We start from the raw sequence: 236 nt of genomic DNA on the forward strand, positions 1-236 counted from the left end.
CCCGCGGCTGTCGTCCTTCGGCAACCTGCCCTCGACCGGCGGCCGCAAGGATGACAACGATGACGACAATGCCGGTGGCGGCGGCGGTGACGATGACGACGACGACGGCAATGGCAACGGCGGCAACAACGGCGGTGACGACGACGACGATGATGATGATGATGACGGCGCCACCCGCTCGAACCGGCTGCCGGTGGTCACCGGCCGCAACATCCTTGCCAACGGCTTCATGAACC

1 protein-coding gene is annotated in these 236 nt (G+C 66.1%); it reads left to right on the forward strand.

Annotated features, from left to right (window positions below; genetic code table 11):
• On the forward strand, window positions 1-236 hold a 236-nt coding region (locus tag BLJAPNOD_RS34940), incomplete at both ends, for a hypothetical protein (protein ID WP_199566106.1).

Source organism: Ensifer sp. M14 (genome assembly GCF_003355565.1).
In the GTDB taxonomy this organism is placed as follows: Bacteria; Pseudomonadota; Alphaproteobacteria; order Rhizobiales; family Rhizobiaceae; genus Ensifer.